Annotated in this window: 15 protein-coding genes; 9 read left to right on the top strand and 6 right to left on the bottom strand. The window is 74.1% G+C overall.

Annotation, left to right across the window (positions count from 1 at the left end; translation table 11 throughout):
- Positions 1 to 32 precede the first annotated feature (32 nt).
- Positions 33 to 761, bottom strand: a complete 729-nt coding sequence (locus LIX60_RS02190) for a 1-acyl-sn-glycerol-3-phosphate acyltransferase (protein ID WP_227956944.1) — start codon at positions 759 to 761, stop codon at positions 33 to 35.
- Between the two features lie 415 nt (positions 762 to 1,176).
- Between LIX60_RS02190 and LIX60_RS02185 the strand changes: the two genes are divergently transcribed.
- From LIX60_RS02185 to LIX60_RS02165, 5 genes are all read left to right on the top strand, one after another.
- Positions 1,177 to 1,476, top strand: coding sequence for a thioredoxin family protein (locus LIX60_RS02185; protein WP_227962579.1), 300 nt, complete (start codon positions 1,177 to 1,179; stop codon positions 1,474 to 1,476).
- 201 nt (positions 1,477 to 1,677) lie between these two features.
- The gene (locus LIX60_RS02180; protein ID WP_019708127.1) at positions 1,678 to 2,184 is read left to right on the top strand and encodes a flavin reductase family protein; all 507 of its coding nucleotides are present in this window, start codon (positions 1,678 to 1,680) and stop codon (positions 2,182 to 2,184) included.
- A gap of 235 nt (positions 2,185 to 2,419) precedes the next feature.
- On the top strand, positions 2,420 to 3,205 hold the full coding sequence (locus LIX60_RS02175) for an electron transfer flavoprotein subunit beta/FixA family protein (protein WP_039820823.1): 786 nt from the start codon (positions 2,420 to 2,422) through the stop codon (positions 3,203 to 3,205).
- Between the two features lie 55 nt (positions 3,206 to 3,260).
- A complete protein-coding gene (locus tag LIX60_RS02170; RefSeq protein ID WP_227956943.1) occupies positions 3,261 to 4,223 on the top strand; it encodes an electron transfer flavoprotein subunit alpha/FixB family protein in 963 nt (320 codons plus the stop codon).
- A gap of 175 nt (positions 4,224 to 4,398) precedes the next feature.
- Positions 4,399 to 5,430 (top strand): LacI family DNA-binding transcriptional regulator, encoded by a 1,032-nt coding sequence (locus LIX60_RS02165; RefSeq protein ID WP_227956942.1) that lies wholly within the window; start codon positions 4,399 to 4,401, stop codon positions 5,428 to 5,430.
- 79 nt (positions 5,431 to 5,509) lie between these two features.
- On the opposite strand, the gene LIX60_RS02160 is transcribed toward LIX60_RS02165, so the two are convergent.
- Together LIX60_RS02160 and LIX60_RS02155 are read right to left on the bottom strand one after the other, a co-directional pair.
- Complete coding sequence (locus tag LIX60_RS02160) at positions 5,510 to 7,249, bottom strand: glycoside hydrolase family 9 protein (RefSeq protein ID WP_227956941.1); 1,740 nt, start codon at positions 7,247 to 7,249, stop codon at positions 5,510 to 5,512.
- Between the two features lie 326 nt (positions 7,250 to 7,575).
- On the bottom strand, positions 7,576 to 8,559 hold the full coding sequence (locus tag LIX60_RS02155) for a LacI family DNA-binding transcriptional regulator (RefSeq protein ID WP_265585041.1): 984 nt from the start codon (positions 8,557 to 8,559) through the stop codon (positions 7,576 to 7,578).
- Between the two features lie 200 nt (positions 8,560 to 8,759).
- On the opposite strand from LIX60_RS02155, the gene LIX60_RS02150 reads away from it, so the two are divergent.
- Positions 8,760 to 9,731 carry an ROK family protein gene (locus LIX60_RS02150; protein WP_227962578.1) on the top strand — a complete coding sequence of 324 codons (972 nt, stop codon included), beginning with the start codon at positions 8,760 to 8,762 and terminating at the stop codon, positions 9,729 to 9,731.
- Positions 9,732 to 10,076: 345 nt separating this feature from the next.
- Positions 10,077 to 11,111 (top strand): NUDIX hydrolase, encoded by a 1,035-nt coding sequence (locus tag LIX60_RS02145; protein ID WP_227956939.1) that lies wholly within the window; start codon positions 10,077 to 10,079, stop codon positions 11,109 to 11,111.
- Here LIX60_RS02145 and LIX60_RS02140 read toward each other — a convergent pair.
- A complete protein-coding gene (locus tag LIX60_RS02140) occupies positions 11,052 to 11,783 on the bottom strand; it encodes an MBL fold metallo-hydrolase (RefSeq protein WP_227956938.1) in 732 nt (243 codons plus the stop codon). The genes LIX60_RS02145 and LIX60_RS02140 overlap by 60 nt on opposite strands.
- Before the next feature lie 153 nt (positions 11,784 to 11,936).
- Between LIX60_RS02140 and LIX60_RS02135 the strand changes: the two genes are divergently transcribed.
- Positions 11,937 to 12,221 carry a hypothetical protein gene (locus LIX60_RS02135; protein ID WP_227956937.1) on the top strand — a complete coding sequence of 95 codons (285 nt, stop codon included), beginning with the start codon at positions 11,937 to 11,939 and terminating at the stop codon, positions 12,219 to 12,221.
- Positions 12,222 to 12,301: 80 nt separating this feature from the next.
- Here the strand turns inward: LIX60_RS02135 and LIX60_RS02130 are convergent, their stop codons facing one another.
- On the bottom strand, positions 12,302 to 13,681 hold the full coding sequence (locus tag LIX60_RS02130) for a dipeptidase (RefSeq protein WP_227956936.1): 1,380 nt from the start codon (positions 13,679 to 13,681) through the stop codon (positions 12,302 to 12,304).
- Between the two features lie 317 nt (positions 13,682 to 13,998).
- Between LIX60_RS02130 and LIX60_RS02125 the strand changes: the two genes are divergently transcribed.
- Complete coding sequence (locus LIX60_RS02125) at positions 13,999 to 15,156, top strand: geranylgeranyl reductase family protein (protein WP_050364566.1); 1,158 nt, start codon at positions 13,999 to 14,001, stop codon at positions 15,154 to 15,156.
- Positions 15,157 to 15,269: 113 nt separating this feature from the next.
- On the opposite strand, the gene LIX60_RS02120 is transcribed toward LIX60_RS02125, so the two are convergent.
- Complete coding sequence (locus tag LIX60_RS02120; RefSeq protein ID WP_227956935.1) at positions 15,270 to 15,770, bottom strand: DinB family protein; 501 nt, start codon at positions 15,768 to 15,770, stop codon at positions 15,270 to 15,272.
- Positions 15,771 to 15,998: the final 228 nt, after the last annotated feature.

Below are 15,998 nucleotides of genomic sequence, written 5' to 3'. Positions count from 1 at the left end.
CCGGGCCGGTGGTGCGGCGCGGTGGTGGCGGTTCAGCCGTCGTCGCGGGAGCGGACCTGCGCCGGGGTCGGCGCCGTACCGCCGAGATGCGCCGGCACCCACCAGGTGTCCTCCGGACCCCTGGGCCGGACCGGATAGGCCCGCTGCGCCGCCTCCAGCAGCTCCTGCACCCGGACCTTGACCCGCTGGGTGACGTTGGCGGCCTGATCGTCCGGGTCGGCCGCCAGCGGCTCGCCCACCCGTATGGTGATCGGAATGTGGTTCCGGCCCATGTCGCGCGGCCGGCCCTTGGTCCAGATCCGCTGAGTGCCCCACAGGGCCATCGGCAGCAGCGGGACCCCCGCCTCCTGCGCCATCCGGGCCGCGCCCGACTTGAAGTTCTTCAGCGTGAACGACGGCGAGATGGTCGCCTCGGGGAAGACCCCGATGATCTCACCGGAGCGGAGCGCCTTCAGCGCGTTCGCGTACGCCTGTTCGCCCTGCGCGCGGTCCACCGGAATGTGCTTCATCGCGCGCATCAGCGGTCCCGACACCTTGTGCCGGAAGACCGACTCCTTCGCCATGAACCGCACCAGGCGCTTCGCCGGCCGGGCCGTCAGCCCGCAGAAGACGAAGTCGAGATAGCCGATGTGGTTGCTGACGAGCACCGCGCCCCCCTGCCGCGGTATGTGCTCGGTGCCCCGCATGTCGATGCGGAGGTCCAGCGCCTTGAACATGGTGCGCGCGAGACCGATCACCGGCGGATAGACGAGTTCTGCCATGCGGGGGGCCCTTCTGTACCCGGGAGGTTCTCCCGGAGAAGTTACGGAGCCGTAGGTTTCCGGCTGCGGCCGATCGTGCCCGATACCGCCGCCCGGCGGCCACCCCGCAGGGCGTCTCTCCGGGAGATCCTCGTCACGTCCGGTCCGCCGCTCTCCGTCCGGGCACCTTCCCCGGTCATGCGGTCCGCACGCGCGGGAAGGCGCTCGAAGGCGGGCGCACGGCGGCCGGGCGGGAATCGCCGCGGCGGTCCGTACGCTGCACACGCACGGGCGGCCCGGGCGGCGGGCCGCGCACGGCGGCGGCCGCGGCAGGGAGGACGGAACAGTGCGGGAGCGGACCGGAACAGCGCGGGAGCGGACCGGAACAGCGCGAGAGCGGACCGGAAGAGCGCAGGAGCAGGGCGGCGCACGGCGCCTGGGGCCGGAGGACCTCGGTGCCGGGCTGGGGGAGCGGGCCACCCTCGTCCAGTTCTCCACGGCCTTCTGCCAGCCGTGCCGGGCCACCCGGCGGACCCTCGCCGCGGTGGCGGACATGGTCGGCGGCGTCGCGCACATCGAGGTGGACGCCGAAGCGCGGCTGGAGCTCGTCCGGGCCCTCGGTATCGAGAGCACCCCCACCGTGCTCGTCCTCGACTCCGCCGGGCGGATCCTCCGCCGCGCGACCGGTGTCCCGCGGCGCGCGGACGTCATCGCCGCGCTCGGGGAGGCCGTGTGACGACCAAGATCGTGACTCTGGTCCCATCGGCCGGTGCGGCCTTGACGCTGCCCGCCGCGCCTCGACAAGGTGGCGGGATGCGGCCGAGAACCCCCCACCCCCGGAGGCCGGCGGACCCCGCCCGGCGCGTCCGCGCGCTCCGTTCCGACGGTTGACCCGCCCCCTTCTCCCGGCCCTGTCCGTACAACCCAAGGACCCCTGATGACGGCCTCGTCCGACCTCGACACGTCCCCGGTCGAGGCCACCGGCCTCCTGCGCTCCGCCTTCCGCCGGCACGCCGCCGGTGTGGCGGTCATCACCGCGTACGCCCGCCGGCCCGCCGGGTTCACCGCCACCTCGCTGACCTCCGTGGCGGCCGAACCGCCGCTGCTGTCCTTCGGGGTGGGCACGGCCTCGTCGAGCTGGCCCGTCATAGCCGAGGCCGGGCACATCGGGGTGCACATCCTGGGGGAGCACCAGCAGGAGCTGGCGGAGACCTTCGCGCGCCGCGGCGCCGACCGCTTCGCCCCGCCCACCCGCTGGTCGTACGGGCCGCACGGAGTCCCCGTGCTGGAGGGCGTGCCGGCCTGGCTGGTGGGCCGGATCGTCACCCGCGCGCCCGCGGGCGACCACCACCTGGTCGTCGCGGAGGTGGTCGGGGGAGACGCCGGCGGCGCCGGGCGGCCGCTGGTCTACCACGACGGGCGGTTCAACGGTCTGCGGGGCTGAGCGGCGGGCCCCGGCTGTGCCCGCGCACCGGCCCCGCGTACCCGTGCGGTGCGGTTGCACACCGTAGCGGAGGTCACAGCTCACCGCCCTTGCACGCGGGCGCCCGGCTGGGTGTACTGGCGAGTAATATATTGCCGGGAGCGCGGGATGTCCCGGACGGGGTCCGGCCCGAGGAGGCGCCTATGCTGCCTCCCACAAGGCAGTTCATGAGAGACGATGCGGTAGGAGAGCCGGCGTGAGCCTGAGGATCGTTGTCTGTGTGAAGTACGTGCCCGACGCCACCGGCGACCGGCACTTCGCGGAGGACCTGACCACCGACCGCGACGCGGTCGACGGTCTGCTGTCCGAGCTCGACGAGTACGCCGTCGAGCAGGCCCTCCAGATCGCCGAGGACGCGGACGACGCGGAGATCACCGTGCTCACCGTCGGCCCCGAGGACGCCAAGGACGCGCTCCGCAAGGCGCTGTCGATGGGTGCCGACAAGGCCGTCCACGTCGAGGACGACGACCTCCACGGCACCGACGTCGTCGGCACCTCCCTGGTGCTGGCCAAGGCCGTCGAGCACGTCGGCTACGACCTCGTGGTCTGCGGCATGGCCTCCACCGACGGCACCATGGGCGTGCTCCCGGCACTGCTCGCCGAGCGTCTCGGCGTCCCGCAGGCCACCCTGCTGTCCGAGGTCTCCGTGGAGGACGGCAAGGTCACCGGCCGCCGCGACGGCGACGCCGCCACCGAGCAGCTGGAGGCCGCCCTGCCGGCCGTGGTCTCGGTGACCGACCTGTCCGGCGAGGCCCGCTACCCGTCCTTCAAGGGCATCATGGCGGCCAAGAAGAAGCCGGTGGAGTCCCTGGACCTGTCCGACCTGGGCATCGAGGCGGACGAGGTCGGCCTCGAAGGGGCCTGGACCAAGGTCGAGGACGCCACGCCGCGCCCGCCGCGCACCGCGGGCACGATCGTCAAGGACGAGGGCGAGGGCGGCAAGCAGCTCGCCGAGTTCCTCGCCGGCCAGAAGTTCATCTGAGCCGAGCTTCAGCACCCACCCCGATCCAGACTCGTATCCGCAGGAGAGCATTCCCATGGCTGAAGTTCTCGTCTACGTCGATCACGTGGACGGCTCCGTCCGCAAGCCGACCCTCGAACTGCTGACCATCGCCCGCCGCATCGGCGAGCCGGTCGCCGTGCACCTCGGCGCCGGAGCCGACACCGCCGCCCCGGTGCTCGCCGAGTACGGCGCCGTGAAGGTCCTGACCGCCGACGCGCCCGAGTTCGCCGACTACCTCGTCGTGCCGAAGGTCGACGCGCTGGAGGCCGCGGTCGCCGCCGTCTCCCCGGCCGCCGTCCTGGTGCCGTCCTCCGCCGACGGCAAGGAGATCGCGGCCCGCCTCGCGGTCCGCATCGGCTCCGGCATCATCACCGACGCCGTCGACGTCGAGGCCGGCGACGAGGGCCCGGTGGCCAGCCAGTCGGTGTTCGCCGCCGCCTTCACCACCAAGTCCCGCGTCAGCAAGGGCACCCCGGTCATCACCGTCAAGCCCAACTCGGCCGCCCCGGAGGCCGCCCAGGCCGCGGGCACCGTCGAGCAGCTCGCCGTCACCTTCGGTGACAAGGCCACCGGCACCAAGGTCACCTCGCGCACCCCGCGCGAGTCGACCGGCCGCCCGGAGCTGACCGAGGCCGCGATCGTGGTCTCCGGCGGCCGCGGCGTCAACGGCGCCGAGAACTTCCCGGTCATCGAGGCGCTGGCCGACTCCCTCGGCGCGGCTGTCGGTGCCTCCCGCGCCGCCGTGGACGCCGGCTGGTACCCGCACACCAACCAGGTCGGCCAGACCGGCAAGCAGGTCTCCCCGCAGCTCTACATCGCGGCGGGCATCTCCGGGGCGATCCAGCACCGCGCCGGTATGCAGACCTCGAAGACCATCGTGGCCGTCAACAAGGACTCCGAGGCCCCGATCTTCGACCTGGTGGACTACGGCGTCGTCGGCGACCTCTTCCAGGTCCTCCCGCAGCTGACCGAGGAGGTCAAGGCCCGCAAGGGCTGAGCCCTCCAGCGGCTCGCGGAGCCCCGGCGCACTGGATGTGCGCCGGGGCTCTTCTCGTCGTCCCCGCACCGCCGCCGGGCAGGACGTCCGCCCCCGGGCGCACCCTCTGCCCGGCGGCGCGGAGGACCCTGCGGGCAGGGCCAAGGGCCCCGCCCCCGTCCCGTAGGCTTCCCCCGTGGGAGAGGGAGCAGAACGGCCGCGGGGAGAGATCAGCGTTTCCCGCATCGCCGAACTCGCGGGGGTGTCGGCGTCGACCGTGTCGAAGGTGATCCACGGCCGCACCGGAGTGTCGGCGGGCACACGGCAGCGGATCGAGGAACTGATCCGCGAGCACGGATTCCGGAAGAACGAGAAGACCCGGACGGCCCCGATCGTCGAGATCGTGTTCCAGGCGCTGGACAGCTTGTGGGCACTGGAGATCATCCGAGGCGTCGAACAGGTGGTGCGGCCGCACGGGCTCGCGGTGGCGCTGACCGAGAAGCCGGTCGGCCGGGAGCCGGGGAGCGTCTGGGCGCGGCAGATGCTGGCCCGCCGTCCGTTCGGCGTCATCGCGGTGTCCGCCGAATTCGACGATGTCCGGCCGGCGCAGTTGGCGAGCCGTGGCATCCCGCTCGTCGCCCTGGACCCCACCGGTGAGCCCAGCCGCCCGGTCCCCTCGGTCGGCGCGACCAACTGGAACGGCGGCCTGGTCGCCGCACGCCACCTGCTGGAGCTCGGGCACCGCCGTATCGCGATGGTGAACGGTCCCGACGGGCTGCTGTGCTGCCGGGCCCGGCTGGACGGCTTCCGGGCGGCGCTCGACGCGGCCGGTCTGCCGCACGGCCCGGAACTGCTCCGCACCGCCCCGCTGTACTACGAAGGCGGCCGGGACGCGGCGGCCGGGCTGCTGCGGCTGCCCGACCGGCCCACGGCGGTCTTCGCAGCCAACGACCTCCAGGCGCTGGGCGTGTACGAGGCCGCGCATGCGGCGGGGCTGCGGGTCCCGCACGACCTGAGTGTCGTCGGCTTCGACGACCTGGCGTTCAGCCAGTGGTCCGGCCCGCCGCTGACCACCGTCCGCCAGCCGCTGATGCGGATGGGCGCCACCGCCGCGGAGTTCCTGCTCGACCTGGCCGCCGGACGGGAACTGCGGCACGACCGGATCGAGGTGCCCACCGAACTGGTGGTGCGGGCCAGCACCGCGCCGCCGCCCGGCGGCCCTTTCTGACGGGCCGCCGGACGGGGCGGGGGCAGGACACGGCGGGCCGCGGTGCGACGGCGGTCTCGGGCCCCCACCCGCCGGGGCCTTATCCGGCCTTCTCCGCCGCCCAGAACGACAGCCAGGACAATGCCGAGTTCCAGTTCAGCGCCACCTCGTTCACCGACCAGGCGTTGATGTCGTCCAGGTAGCACTTCTGGGGCTTGCAGCCCTCCAGTTGCTCCCGCGCCACGGGGTCCTGCAGATCGGTGTTCGGGCCGCCCGCCAGGACGCCGGGGGGCGCGGTGGGAAGCGACGAGTCGAGCTGGCTGGCCCAGAAGCGGTGGTGCACGTTGCGCGTGGCCCGCTCGCCGTAGCCGGTCACGTAGGAGTGGCTGAACGGATTGCGGCCGAACAGGTAGTCCAGTGTCTGGTACACGCCCGCACGGTACTTGGCCTGCCCGGTGAAGTCGTGGGCCAGCGCGAGCACGTTCGCCGCGTTGGCGACGACGCCGTTGGAGCCCCACCAGTAGCCGTCCGTGGGAGCCGGGTAGCCCTGGCCGGCCGCCTGGGACAGCAACCGGTCACCGTGGGAGGCGAACGCCGCGCGCGTTGCCGCGACGTCCGAGGCGGGCAACCCGTTGGGGACCATCGCGAGTGTCGTGTCCCCGAGACCCGCGGTCCACCACCAGTCGAAGCCGCCCTCGCCGAACCCCTTGCCGCGGAACAGGGGCGAACCGGTCACGTCCGCCCGGTAGGCGGCCGAGCCCGTCGTGGTGAACAACTCGGCGGCGGCCCAGTAGAACTCGTCGGTCACGTTGTTGTCGACGTAACTGCCGCCGCCGCTGTCGTCACCGGAGTCGGCGTAGCGGGCCGGGTCGGCCTTGGCCGCCGCGTAGGCGCGCTCGGCCGCGCGCAGCGCCCGCGCGGAGAAGCCGGCGTCGATCGTCCGCCACACGCGTGCCGCCTGCGCGGCCGTGGCCGCCAGGTTCAGGGTCGCGGCCGTCGTCACCGCGGACAGCACCCGCCGCTGCGGGTCCTGCTCCGGACGCATCGGCAGCCCCGTCCAGTTCTCGTCACTCACCTTGTGCCGCACCATGCCCGCGTCGGTCCGCCCCTCGGGCACCTGCATCTTCATCAGGAACTCGACGCCCCAGCGGGCCTCGTCGAGGATGTCGGGCACGCCGTTGCCGCGCTCGGGGATCGCCAGGGTGCCGTCCCCCAGAGCCGCCCGGTCGGCGCCGTCGATGTGCAGGGTGCGCTCGTACTCGTTGACGAGCTGCCATGTCGCGATGCCGGTGTTGACGCCGTACTTGCCGTGGTCGCCCGCGTCGTACCAGCCGCCCCGGACGTCGGAGGTGTAGCCGCAGGACACCCGGCACGGCACGTTGTCGTCCCCCTGGTTCGGCGGCACGTTCACGTGCCCGGCCGGCCGGGCATACCGGCTGCCGACGTACTGCGACTGGATCGGTGTGCCGCTGCGCTGGTGGTAGAAGAACGCGAGCGCGTCGTACCTCAGCTTCCGAAGCGGAGCCGCCGATATGTCGAACGGACTGCTGTCCGCGCCGGCCGCCGACAGCACATATCCGGTACCAGCGGTGTCGAACGACGAGAAGTCGATGATGTGCACGGAGTCGCCGGACAGCGAGTCCGGGCCGCGCACGCTCGTCTGCCCGGACGCCACCGTGGTTCCGGAGGAATCGCGCAGAGTCCAGGCCAGCGGGGAGCCGGAGCCGGTCACCACCGTCGCCCGATGGGGTAACCCGGGCACGTAGGCCACTTGGTTGACCTTGACGGCGGACCCCGGGTCCGGGGCCGCGTGCCCGGCGGCGGGTGTGAGGGCGGCCAAGCAGAGAACCGCCACGGCCGTGGTGCCGAGACGCCGGATTCCAGCTCGGTGTCGAGGGCGCACAAGATCCTCCTGGGGATCACGCCGTCGCGCCGCACCGGGGAGAAATTTTCCCGGTCCAGAACAACGGCCAAGGGTGTGGGAGCGCTCCCAAGCGGGCGCGGAGTGCGGGAGGCGTGCCGAATTGGCGCTTATCCTGGCGGAGCCGAGGCGGGGCGGTCAACGTTCGTAACAGGCGAAGAAATTTTCTCGGCCGCGTGGGCGTGCCGTGCCGCGCGACGTACCGTCACATGCCGTCGGTGCGTGCGGGCCGGGCCGGCGGCCCGCTACGCGGGCGGCAACTCGCCGGAGCCGCGGGGGATCAGCCGGGTCGGGAGCGTCGTCACCTCGGGCGGGTCCTCCGCCCCGTCCAGCCGGCGGAAGAGCCGGTCCGCGGCCGTACGGCCCAGCTGCGCGGCGTCCTGCGCGATCACGGTCACCCCGGGATCGAGCAGATCGGCCAGCTCGAAGTCGTCGAAGCCGACCAGGGCCACCGGCCGGGTCCGGCCGCTGAGTTCGCGCACGGCCGTGACCGTCACCCGGTTGTTGGCCGAGAAGAGCGCCGTGACCGGCCGCGCCCCGTCCAGCATCGCGCGGGCGGCGGCGCGGACCCGTGCCGGGTCGGTCGGGCCGAGCGAGACCCATGTCTCGTCCACCGGCAGCCCGGCTCCCGCCATCGCCGCGCGGTAGCCGCGCAGCCGCTCCCTGGCGGTGTGGATGCGCGGCAGGTCGCCGATGAAGCCGATCCGGCGGTGGCCGTGGGCGATCAGATGGGCCACGCCCTCCCGGGCACCGGCGTAGCTGTCGGTCAGCACGACGTCCGCCTCGATGAGACCCGGCGGCCGGTCGACGAACACGGTGGCGATCCCGGCCGCGATCTCCGGCTCCAGATAGCGGTGGTCGTCGCCGGCCGGGACGACGATGAGCCCGTCGACGCGGCGGGCACAGAAGGCCAGGACCAGTTCGCGCTCCCGCTCCGGGTCCTCGGCGCTGGAGCCGTGGATCAGCAGCGCCCCGTGGGCGCGGGCGGCCTCCTCCACGGCCCGGCTGAGCGGGCCGTAGAACGGGTCGGCGAGATCCTCCAGGACCAGCCCGATGCTCGCGGTGCGGCCCTTGCGCAGGATGCGGGCGCTGTCGTTCCGCCGGAAGCCCAGGGCCTCGATGGCGTTCCGCACCCGCTGGACGGTGTCGGGGGTGACCCCCGGCTCGCCGTTGACCACGCGGGAGACCGTTTTCAGCCCCACTCCGGCGCGTGCGGCGACATCCTTCATGGTGGGCCGGGTGCCGTAGCGGCGCTCGGGGGTGCGGGTGCTGTCGGCCACGTGGCGGGTCCTCGGTCGGCTGCGGAGTGGTGGCTGGCAGCATACGGCCTGGACAACGTTGTCAAATGCAAGGAGACTGATGCGTGATGCCCGACGTCCCAGGCCCGCCCACCGGTGCGCGGCCCCGGCCCACCGGAGAGACCCCGCCGATGCACAACGACCTCGTGGCCGCCCTCGACATCGGTGGAACGAAGATCGCCGGAGCTCTCGTCGGCGGAGGGGGCGAGATCCTGCGGCGGTGCCGGCGCCCCACCCCCGCGCGGGAGGACGGTGCCACCGTGATGGCCGCCGTCCGGGCCGTCCTCGACGACCTCGCCGCCGACGCGCCGCTCTGGGAGCGGGTGACCCGCCTCGGCATCGGCAGCGCGGGGCCGGTCGACGCCTCCACCGGCATGGTCAGTCCGGTGAACGTGCCCGGCTGGCGCGACTTCCCCCTGGTGGACGAGGTCGGGCTCGCGGTGGGCACGCTGCCCGTGGTGCTCGTCGGCGACGGTGTCGCCATGACGGCGGCCGAGCACTGGCTCGGCGCGGCCCGCGGCCGGGCGAACGCCCTCTGCATGGTCGTCTCGACCGGCGTCGGCGGCGGACTGGTGCTGGGCGGACGGCTGCATCCGGGCCCGACCGGCAACGCCGGGCACATCGGCCACATCAGCGTGGAGCTCGACGGGGACCCCTGCCCCTGCGGCTCCCGCGGCTGCGTCGAACGCATCGCCAGCGGCCCCAACATCGCCCGCCGTGCCCTGGAGAACGGCTGGCGGCCCGGCCCGGGGGGCGACGCCACGGCCGCCGCCGTGGCACGCGCCGCGCGGGCCGGCGATCCGGTGGCGTCCGCCTCCTTCGAGCGTGCGGCGCAGGCCCTGGCCGCCGGGATCGCCGCGACCGCCGCTCTGGTGGAGATCGAGACGGCGGTCATCGGCGGGGGAGTGGCGGGGGCGGGCGAGGTGCTCTTCGCGCCCCTGCGCCGCGCCCTCTCGGACTACGCCACCCTCTCCTTCGTCCGGGATCTGGAGGTCGTCCCGGCGCGGATGGGCGCCGACGCCGGGCTGGTCGGCGCGGCGGCGGCTGCGCAGGCGTTCTCGGGCGGTGCGGTGGGGGCCCGGCCCCCGGCGTCGTCCGTCTGACAGCCGCCCGCCCGTGTGACGTCAACCCGGCGTCTTCGGGAAGGAGCCGTGATCCGTCCCATGCCGGACGGGGCGTGCGAGGGCGCCCGCGCCGGGTGGCCGCCCGCCGGCGGCGTGGCGGAATCCCGCGCTCCGGCGGGAAGCCGCCCGGGTTTTGTTGGCCGACGCTTGACCCGGGGCCGGGATGAACGGCGGGAGCCGGGGGAAATGTCCCCGCATACGCCGACGGCATGGCCCATCTCCACCGGGGCCGTGACGGCCGTTCCCTGCGTCGACACGAACAAGTGTTTCCATGGCAGGGTGGTGCGGGCAGTCCCACCGTGGGCCACATCCGAGGGGGAGAGCGTGATCGTCTGGCTGAACGGCGCGTTCGGCACGGGCAAGAGCACCGCGGCGCGCGAGCTGATGGACCTGATCCCCGGCAGCCTGCTCTACGACCCGGAGCCGGTCGGCGACGGCCTGCGGACGATCCTGCCCCGCAAGCGCCTCGACGAGGTCGCGGACATCCGCGACCTGCCGGCCTGGCGCCGGCTCACCGTGGAGACCGGCGCCGCCGTCCTCGCCGAGGCGCCCGGCGTGCTGATCGTGCCGATGACGCTGCTGCGGCAGGAGTACCGGGACGAGATCTTCGGCGGCTTCGCCTCCCGCCGGATTCCGGTCCGCCATGTGCTGCTGCACACAGAGGAAACGATCCTTCGCCAGCGGATAGCCTCCCGCGAGGACGTCCCCGGCGACCCCGGCGCCTCCGCCTCCGTCCGCGCCCGCTGCCTGGCCCAGATCGCGCCGTACCGCGCGGCGCTGCCCTGGCTCACCGAGGACGCCCACCTCATCGACGCCGGCGGACTCACCCCGCGCGACACCGCGGAGCGCGTCGCCGAGGCGCTGCGGGCCGGCGCGGGCGCCTGCGAGATCGTCCAGACGCCGCGGCCCGCCGCCGAGACGCTGGCGGCGGGTGTGCTGCTCTTCGACGACCGCGACCGGGTCCTGCTGGTCGACCCCACCTACAAGCCCGGCTGGGAGTTCCCCGGCGGTGTCGTGGAGACGGGCGAGGCGCCCGCGCGGGCAGGGGTGCGGGAGGTCGCCGAGGAGATCGGCATCGAGCTCGACCGGACGCCCCGGCTCCTCGTCGTGGACTGGGAGCCGCCCGCGCCGCCCTCGTACGGCGGTCTGCGCATGATCTTCGACGGCGGACGGGTCGCCGAGGACGACGTCCGCCGGCTGGTGCTCCCGGCGGCCGAGCTGCGCGCCTGGCGCTTCGTCACCGAGGAGGAAGCCGGGGCGCTGTTGCCGCCGGAGCGCTTCCGGCGGCTGCGCTGGGCCCTACGCGCCCGGGAGCGTGCCACCGTGCTCAACCTCGAGGACGGCGTGCCGGTCGGCTGACGCCCGCAGCAGGCGCCCGGCGCCGGCGGTCAGCGGGTCGCCGTGCCCGAAGCACGCGGTTTCGCAGTCCAGCGCGGCCAGCCGGTGGAAGGACTCCAGGGCGCGGGCCCGGTCCGTGTTGAAGACCCCGAGGATCGCCCGCCCCTCGTGGCCGGCGACGGCGTCACCGGTGAACAGCACACCGTGCTCCGGCAGATGGATGCCGATGCTGCCGTCGGTGTGCCCCGGCGCCGCCACCACGCGGGCGCCGCCGCCGAACGGGAGGACGTCGCCGTCCGCGAGCTCACGGTCCACGGGGGCCGGCGGCGCGGGCGGCACCGTCAGCGCGTGCTCGAACAGCGGGCGCTCCCAGTCGAGCAGGATGGGCGGCGCGGCCTCGGCCTCGCCCCGGACGACGGGCGCGTCCAGCCGGTGCGCGGAGACCTCGGCCCCGCAGCCGGCGGCCAGTTCCGCGGCCGAGCCCGTGTGGTCGGGGTGCCCGTGGGTCAGCACGATCCGCCGCACCTGCTCCGGGCGTAATCCGAGGTCACGGACGGCCGCGATGATCGCGGGACTGTCGTGCGCGCCGCCCGCGTCGATCAGCGTCAGCTCGTCGCCGTCCCGCCAGAGATACGCCTGGCCGATCCGGAAGCGGAACATGTGCAGTCCGGGAAGTACTTCGACGACATCCATGCGGGCCACCGTACGGAGCGCGGCGGCCGTTGGCGCGGAGTTGCGCGGCGGGCGAACGGGATCCACCGGAAGCGCAATTCCTTTGCCGCGCGGGCATGTTGCGCGGCCGGAACGGAACGGGCCCCTCCGCCCGGTCCGGGCTAAGGTCCGCTCATGGACATCGCGGTGTATCTCCTCATCCCGCTGCTCATGCTGGTGGGCTGGGGCATCGAGCGCAGGATCGAGCAGACCGGGCGCAGGCTGGCCCGGATCGAACGCAAGGTCGACCTGGTGATGGAGCGGCTGGGCATCGAGGAGGCGGATCCCGGGCTGGACCGGATCCGCGCGCTGATGCGGGACGGGAAGCGGGTCGAGGCGGTCAAGGCCTACCGCCGGCACACGGGCGCCGGGCTGAAGGAGGCCGTCGAGGAGGTGGACCGGCTGGGGAACCGCTCCTGAGGGGGCACGCGGGGACGCCGCCCCTCCGCCCCCCCGTCCTCCGCCGGCCGCGCTCGCGCCCGGCGGAGGACGGCCGGGGCTCAGGCCGCCCGCGTCGCCGCGTAGTTGCTCAGGAACAGCGCCTCGGCGAGGGAGAGCCGCCGCAGCTCCTCCGGCGAGACGCTCTCGTTCACCGCGTGGATCTGCGCCTCCGGCTCGCTCAGGCCGATCAGCAGGATCTCCGCCTCCGGGTACAGCGAGGCGAGGGTGTTGCAGAGCGGGATGGAGCCGCCCTGCCCGGCGATCTGCATCTCCTCGCCCGGATAGGCGGCGCTCATCGCCTCGGCCATCGCCGCGTAGGCGGGGCTGCCGGTGTCCGCGCGGAAGGGCTGGCCCTGGCCGCACTGCTCCACCGTCACCCGCGCGCCCCACGGGGTGTGCGCCTCCAGATGGGCGGTGAGGAGCTTGGTGGCCTCGCCGGCGTCGGTGCCCGGCGGCACCCGCAGGCTGACCATGGCGCGGGCGCTCGCCTGGACGGACGGGGTGGCGCCGATGACCGGCGGGCAGTCGATGCCGAGCACGGTGACCGCAGGGCGGGCCCAGATGCGGTCGGCGACCGAGCCGGAGCCCGTCAGCTCCACGCCGTCCAGGACGCGGGCGTCGGCGCAGAAGGCGTCCTCCGGGTACTCCAGCCCGTCCCAGCTGCCGTCGGCGCGGAGTCCGTCCACGGTCGTGGAGCCGTCCTCGGCGCGGAGCGAGTCCAGTGCCCGGATCAGCGCGGCCAGCGCGTCCGGAGCGGCGCCGCCGAACTGGCCCGAGTGGAGGTTGCCCCGCAGGGTGTCGACCTGGACGGTCACCAGCGTCATGCCGCGCAGCATGGCGGTGACCGTGGGCAGGCCGGCGCGGAAGTTGCCGGTGTCGCCGATGACGACGGTGTCCGCGGCGAGCAGCTCCGGGTGGGCCTCGGCGTAGCGCTCCAGCCCGCCGGTGCCCTGCTCCTCGGAGCCCTCGGCGATGATCTTGACGGTGACGGGGACACCGCCGTTCTCCTTGAGGGCGCGCAGGGCGGTGAGGTGCATGACGAGGCCGCCCTTGCAGTCGGCGGCGCCGCGCCCGTACCAGCGGCCGTCGCGCTCGGTCAGCTCGAACGGCGGTGACAGCCAGGCGGATTCGTCCAGCGGAGGCTGCACGTCGTAGTGCGCGTAGAGGAGGACGGTCGGCGCGCCCTCCGGGCCGGGCAGCAGGCCGTACACGGACTGGGTGCCGTCGGGGGTGTCCAGGACGGCGACGTCCCGGAAGCCCTCGGCGCTCAGGGCGGCCGCGATCCAGGCCGCCGCGGCCTCGCACTCGCTCTTCGGGAACTGCGTGGCGTCCGCGACCGACCGGAAGGCGACCAGCTCGGCCAGCTCGGTCCGGGCCCGGGGCATCAGGTCCGTGACGGCGTCGGCGAGGGGGGACGGCTGCGGAGACCGCGGTGGCATGGGGCGCTCCTCGTGGGTGCGGTGGGCTGGACGGGCCGTCCGCCGCGGGCGCGGTCGCGCGGTGGGCGTCGGGCGCTGCCGATCCTCCCACAGAGGCCGCCACCGGCCATGCGCCGTAGGATGCGGACCGGAGAGCCGGGACGACAGTTCGAGCGGGAGCGAAGGCACAGGTGAGCAGCGACAACAGCGCGGGCGGCAGCACATCCCCGGAGGGCACGGGCCCCGGCGGTCCGGCCTCGGGAGGCACGCCCGCGGAGGGCACGGCTCCGGACGGCGCGGCCCCGGAGCGGGGCGGCGGAACGGAGGTCTGGGACGTCGTGGTGGTCGGCGCCGGGCCCGCGGGAGCGTCGGCGGCCTACGCGGCGGCCGTCGCGGGACGCCGGACGCTGCTGCTGGAGAAGGCGGAACTGCCCCGCTACAAGACGTGCGGCGGCGGCATCATCGGCCCCTCGCGCGACGCCCTGCCGCCCGGCTTCGAACTGCCCCTGCGGGACCGGGTGCACGCGGTGACGTTCTCCCTCAACGGCCGGCTGACCCGGACCCGCCGCTCCAAGACGATGCTGTTCGGCCTGATCAACCGGCCCGAGTTCGACCAGGCGCTGGTGGACGCGGCCGAGGCGGCCGGCGCGCGGGTCCGGACGGGTGTTCAGGTCTCCCGGGTGGAGCAGCACGGCACGGCGGTGCCGGACCGGCGCACGGTGGCCGTGGTGCTGAGCGGCGGCGAGACCGTGCTCGCCCGCGCGGTCGTCGGGGCGGACGGCAGCGCCAGCCGGATAGGCGCCCACGTCGGGGTGAAGATGGATCAGGTCGATCTCGGACTGGAGGCGGAGATCCCGGTTCCGGAGACGGTGGCCGAGGACTGGGCGGGCCGGGTCCTCATCGACTGGGGGCCGATGCCCGGCAGTTACGGCTGGGTCTTCCCCAAGGGGGACACCCTGACGGTCGGTGTCATCTCGGCGCGCGGCGAGGGAGCCGGAACCAAGCGCTATCTGGAGGACTTCGTCGGCCGCCTGGGCCTGGCCGGCTTCGAACCCAGCATCTCCTCCGGCCATCTGACCCGCTGCCGGGCCGACGACTCCCCGCTCTCCCGGGGCCGCGTCCTGGTCTGCGGCGACGCCGCCGGGCTGCTGGAGCCGTGGACCCGCGAGGGCATCTCCTTCGCACTCCGTTCCGGCCGGCTCGCGGGGGAGTGGGCGGTCCGGATCGCCGAGGCGCACGACGCGGTGGACGCCCGCCGCCAGGCGCTCAACTACGCCTTCGCCATCAAGGCCGGTCTGGGCGTGGAGATGGGCGTCGGCGCGCGCATGCACGCCGTCTTCGCCCGCCGCCCCGGGCTGCTGCACGCGGCACTCACCGGATTCCGGCCCGCGTGGAACGCCTTCGCCAAGGTGACCCGGGGCTCGACCTCGCTCGGCGAGATCGTCCGGAGCAACGGGGTCGCCCGGCGCACGCTGGCGGCCCTGGACAAGGGCTGAGCCGCAGGCCCGGTGACGGCCGGGCGCGGGGCGCGGGCGCGACGGTGCCGGGCGGGGCCCGGTCCCCGCGCGGGCGCGCCCGGCCCGCCGTCCGGCGCGGTCCGCAGTACTCCTCACGGGGGACCCGGGAAGTCGCCCGTGGCGCCGTCGATCAGCTCGCGGAGGATGTCCATGTGCCCGGCGTGCCGCACGGTGTCCTCCAGCATGTGGATCAGGACCCAGCGCAGGGACACCTCGTTGCCGTTCCAGGAAGTGCCGAGGGCGTCGAGCGGGAGCTCGCGGACGGTGCGGTCGGCGGCGGCCCGGGCGCGGCGGTAGAAGTCCACGATGGCGGCGGTGGTCTCGTCCGGCGCGATGGTCATGTCCTCGTTCTCGAAGGGATCGAACCAGAGCGGTTCCGCCTCCCGCCCGAACGTGTCGCAGAACCAGCCGTACTCGACGCAGGCCAGATGCTTCACCAGGCCCAGCAGGCTGGTGCCGGAAGGCGTCATGGGGCGGCGCACCTGCTCGTCGTCCAGCCCTTCGAGCTTCCACAGCACCACATCGCGGTGCCGGTCGAGACTGGTGTGCAGACTCTGCTTCTCGTCGCCGGTGAACGGCACGCGTCGGATCATGCTGCGGAACGTAACAGCCGGGGCCGACAACGCCGGTGGCCGGAGGCCGAGGCGGCCGGTGTGCCGGTACCCCGCCGGCCGTGCGCGAAGGTCCGCGGAGGTGCGGGGCGGGCGGGCCGGCCACGTCGGCACCGGGTCCCGGAGCCCGGTGCCGTCCGGGATCGCGGATGTCCGACGGGCACGATAGAAACGTGGTGCGCGCGGAGGCGGCGGGGCTCCGGGCGGAGG

Source organism: Streptomyces sp. S07_1.15, from assembly GCF_020739505.1.
In the GTDB taxonomy this organism is placed as follows: domain Bacteria; phylum Actinomycetota; class Actinomycetes; order Streptomycetales; family Streptomycetaceae; genus Streptomyces; species Streptomyces xinghaiensis.
The sequence above is the reverse complement of the archived record's forward strand: the minus strand, read 5'-3'. Positions and strand labels throughout refer to the sequence as shown.

Excerpts from the sequence above, each read along its gene's own strand:
- LIX60_RS02120 (WP_227956935.1), bottom strand. The coding sequence starts at position 15,770 with ATGATCCGACGCGTGCCGTTCACCGGCGACGAGAAGCAGAGTCTGCAC.
- LIX60_RS02150 (WP_227962578.1), top strand. The coding sequence starts at position 8,760 with ATGCACAACGACCTCGTGGCCGCCCTCGACATCGGTGGAACGAAGATC.
- LIX60_RS02130 (WP_227956936.1), bottom strand. The coding sequence starts at position 13,681 with ATGCCACCGCGGTCTCCGCAGCCGTCCCCCCTCGCCGACGCCGTCACG.
- LIX60_RS02140 (WP_227956938.1), bottom strand. The coding sequence starts at position 11,783 with ATGGATGTCGTCGAAGTACTTCCCGGACTGCACATGTTCCGCTTCCGG.
- LIX60_RS02135 (WP_227956937.1), top strand. The coding sequence starts at position 11,937 with ATGGACATCGCGGTGTATCTCCTCATCCCGCTGCTCATGCTGGTGGGC.
- LIX60_RS02180 (WP_019708127.1), top strand. The coding sequence starts at position 1,678 with ATGACGGCCTCGTCCGACCTCGACACGTCCCCGGTCGAGGCCACCGGC.
- LIX60_RS02155 (WP_265585041.1), bottom strand. The coding sequence starts at position 8,559 with ATGAAGGATGTCGCCGCACGCGCCGGAGTGGGGCTGAAAACGGTCTCC.
- LIX60_RS02170 (WP_227956943.1), top strand. The coding sequence starts at position 3,261 with ATGGCTGAAGTTCTCGTCTACGTCGATCACGTGGACGGCTCCGTCCGC.
- LIX60_RS02190 (WP_227956944.1), bottom strand. The coding sequence starts at position 761 with ATGGCAGAACTCGTCTATCCGCCGGTGATCGGTCTCGCGCGCACCATG.